4 protein-coding genes and 1 tRNA gene are annotated in these 3,046 nt (G+C 39.2%); 4 read left to right on the top strand and 1 reads right to left on the bottom strand.

Annotation, left to right across the window (positions count from 1 at the left end):
• Nucleotides 1-352: 352 nt before the first annotated feature.
• Nucleotides 353-793, top strand: a complete 441-nt coding sequence (locus ABFX15_RS00970; RefSeq protein ID WP_346023692.1) for a phage holin family protein — start codon at nucleotides 353-355, stop codon at nucleotides 791-793.
• Entirely contained in the window at nucleotides 793-2,061 is a 1,269-nt protein-coding gene (locus tag ABFX15_RS00965) for an N-acetylmuramoyl-L-alanine amidase (protein WP_346023691.1), read from the top strand. The genes ABFX15_RS00970 and ABFX15_RS00965 overlap by 1 nt, the downstream gene beginning before the upstream one ends.
• 236 nt (nucleotides 2,062-2,297) lie before the next feature.
• Here the strand turns inward: ABFX15_RS00965 and ABFX15_RS00960 are convergent.
• Nucleotides 2,298-2,371 (bottom strand) — tRNA-Arg (locus tag ABFX15_RS00960).
• Nucleotides 2,372-2,512: 141 nt separating this feature from the next.
• On the opposite strand from ABFX15_RS00960, the gene ABFX15_RS00955 reads away from it, so the two are divergent.
• Both ABFX15_RS00955 and ABFX15_RS00950 read left to right on the top strand, forming a co-directional pair.
• Complete coding sequence (locus ABFX15_RS00955) at nucleotides 2,513-2,797, top strand: hypothetical protein (RefSeq protein WP_091268035.1); 285 nt, start codon at nucleotides 2,513-2,515, stop codon at nucleotides 2,795-2,797.
• Between the two features lie 12 nt (nucleotides 2,798-2,809).
• Entirely contained in the window at nucleotides 2,810-2,956 is a 147-nt protein-coding gene (locus tag ABFX15_RS00950) for a hypothetical protein (protein ID WP_176759664.1), read from the top strand.
• The last annotated feature ends 90 nt before the right edge of the window (nucleotides 2,957-3,046 follow it).

The following is a 3,046-nucleotide window of genomic DNA, read 5'->3' as shown; positions in this document are numbered from 1 at the left end:
TAATTGCCTCATTTTCTTAAATAAAACTGCCGGAATAAAGTGACATTTACTGGCTGGATTATTTTGCTTTTCTACACATCAGGGCCTCGTTTTTCTAATGTTCTTGTCATTTTCTTGATGATTTCATGTTCATTTTCAACTGAATCTGTCAAATTAACTAACGTTGAATTGATAGAGATAATTGAAGAACAAGCAGAGCTCATTAAGAGTCTGTCGAACACAATCGCTAGAATGCTACTTCAGCACTCAGAGCAAGAAAGCTTAATAGAAGAATTAATGGAAAACAACTGAGAGCAGACCTTGCGCTTGCTCTTTTCTATACACAAACATAAGAAGGAAGGGGTACAAGTTGTTGATTTTAGAACTAAACGACATTACACACCAAATCTATTCTATTTACCAGAATGGTTTTATTCACGCGCTTATCTTGTGCGCATTTTTTGATATTTTCACGGGGACATTAAAATCTTTTAAAACAAAAGAAACGAGCTCCAGTGTCAGTCTTTTTGGTATTGCAAAACATGCATTAGTGGTTTTACTGATATTCGTATTGAATGTTTATCTCCCACTATTCGGATTCCAAACTTACGCTCACGGGTTTACATTATGGATGGTAGTCACATATCTAATCTCAATTGCAGAAAATTGGGCGACTCTTGGTTTACCTTTACCTGCTGCAGTTAAGAATACTTTGATTAAGCTGAAAGAACATACAGAAAACAGGATACACATTGACGCAGATGTAATGAAGGTTGAAGAAAAAGAAAAACCTATTATTAAGGTGGAAGAATAATGAGTAAAAAAGGAATTATCGATCCAGGACACGGTGGAACAGATCCGGGCGCTACAGGTTTTGGGATTCGTGAAAAAGATTGGTGTCTACGTATCAGCTTGTATCAGCATAAAAGATTGCGTGAGCTGGGCGCTGATGTCGATCTAACCAGGGACAAAGATGTTACGCTCGATTCTGTTGCCCGTACGAATAAGATTAGGGGGAAATACGACTTCTGTATTTCTAACCACTGGAACGCATTTAATGGAAAAGCCAGAGGTGTAGAGACGATTTATCCTATTAGAGTTACTGACCGTTTTGCACGAAACATAGCCAATAGTTTAGTCAATGTGTCTAAGCTGCCACTAAGACGAGTGTTCAATCGTCGAAATAGTGCTGGAACTGACTGGTACTTCATGCACCGTTTGACAGGCAATGTAGAGACAATTATCATCGAGTATGCATTCATGGATCACAGAGCAGACCATGATTGGTATCTCAATGATCAAAACTTCTATAAAGCAGCTGAATCAGTTGTTGAAGAGATTTGTAAATATATCGGCATTCAGTATAGAGGACCTAAATCATCTGATCAGCCTAAAGTGGATTTGCCAATTGTATCCGGTACTTTATTCCGTGTTCAAGTTGGAGCTTTTGGTAAACTGGAGAATGCCGAGAGACTTCAAGAAAGACTTGAAGCTGCAGACATTGACACCTACTTGATACAGGATCAAGGGCTCTTTAAAGTTCAAGTAGGAGCTTACAGAAAAAAAGAGAATGCAGAAGCTCAAGCTAAGCGAGTAGAAGCTAAAGGGTTTGATACTTTCATTACTACGGCTTCTGGAACACCAGCACATGGAACTAAAGATGAGCCGACTCAGCCTGCTGCAGTAGTGACTCCTTCTACATCAGTGAGCCGGTCAGTAAATGCTGGAGATAAAGTCATTCTTAACAATTCAGCTAATCGATATGCAACAGGTCAAACTATTCCGGCATCGGTTAAGAACAGGACCTATACAGTCATGCAAACTAGACCAGGTCAAGTCTTGCTACAGGAGATTATGAGTTGGGTACACGTGGCGGATGTTAGATTATCCAGTGCTGCATCTGCAATTGAATCTGGAGACAGAGTAACACTCAACAGTAACGCCAGCAGATACGCAACTGGAGAAAAAATTCCAGCTAGTCGAAAAGGACAGAGGTATACTGTACTGCAGACCAGAAGCGGACAAGTATTACTCAGAGAAATATTGAGCTGGGTCCATACTAGAGATGTAACTAAGCTATAAAAATCGAGTTATATAGATACCTCCAGGAGAAATTGAGTAAGCAAAATCAATTCTCTTTTGAACTATTCGAAAAATACAAAAAGTTAAAAGCGTAGAAGTGAGTCTATACAATAGAAGAAACAGAAAAAGAGAGCAGTTATTAGCTGCTCTCTTTAGGTCTACTATATTATTTCTGAATTATTTCTGAGTTAGAACTCAAAACCCGCTATGTAATCAGTCTCGTTAGAGAGATTTTACGTTTCGGGAGGGATTCGAACCCCCGACCGTTCGCTTAGAAGGCGAATGCTCTATCCAGCTGAGCTACCGAAACTTTTTCAACAACAGAATTTATTATATAACCTTTAGGAATAAAAGTCAACAGGAAAAAGCAAACTTTCAAGTAGTTAAAATTGGTTAGTTGATTCCTCCTTTGGTAAAATGAGTTTACACATTGTTTAGAGGAGGATAACTAATGAAGTTTGTCACAGCCCAGCAAAGTCTTGAGGCGTTTGCCACTGAAGTAGAGAATCTGATTCAAAGTGGTGCTTATCATGCAAATGCCCTTCTAGTCGTATCTCTTGAGGAACATGTTTCTGAAGTTAAATCCATGGTGCCGATTGAAATTGAATCGGTCAAAGAGGAGGACTTCAAAAATAGCCACCCGCTTGACGGACATGGTCTTGATGAGAAGGAAGTTAGCTTATATGATGATATATTGAAAAGAGGAGGATATGTCTTGTTTGAAAAAGATAAATAAAAAAAAGAAGTAGTGAAGGAAGAGGGTAACAAAGAGGAAGATATCGGACTCCATGCACCTGGATTTGGTGTGGACCTGGAAGAACCAGATTCAGATGAAACGAATCACGAAGATAATTTCAATCCGGAAAACCCTAATCCACAGGGAGATAAACAGTAAATGGATGTAAGGAAGCCAGTGGGGGCTGGGAAAAAACTCCCCTAAAATGAATACATCCCTCGACCGATTTTGAGAAAAAATGGTCGAGGG

The organism is Alkalibacterium indicireducens (assembly GCF_039522005.1).
In the GTDB taxonomy this organism is placed as follows: domain Bacteria; phylum Bacillota; class Bacilli; order Lactobacillales; family Carnobacteriaceae_A; genus Alkalibacterium; species Alkalibacterium indicireducens.
The sequence above is the reverse complement of the archived record's forward strand: the minus strand, read 5'-3'. Positions and strand labels throughout refer to the sequence as shown.

What these genes read in the sequence shown, in the direction of transcription:
- ABFX15_RS00965 (WP_346023691.1), top strand. Translation starts at nt 793, where the DNA reads ATGAGTAAAAAAGGAATTATCGATCCAGGACACGGTGGAACAGATCCG.
- ABFX15_RS00955 (WP_091268035.1), top strand. Translation starts at nt 2,513, where the DNA reads ATGAAGTTTGTCACAGCCCAGCAAAGTCTTGAGGCGTTTGCCACTGAA.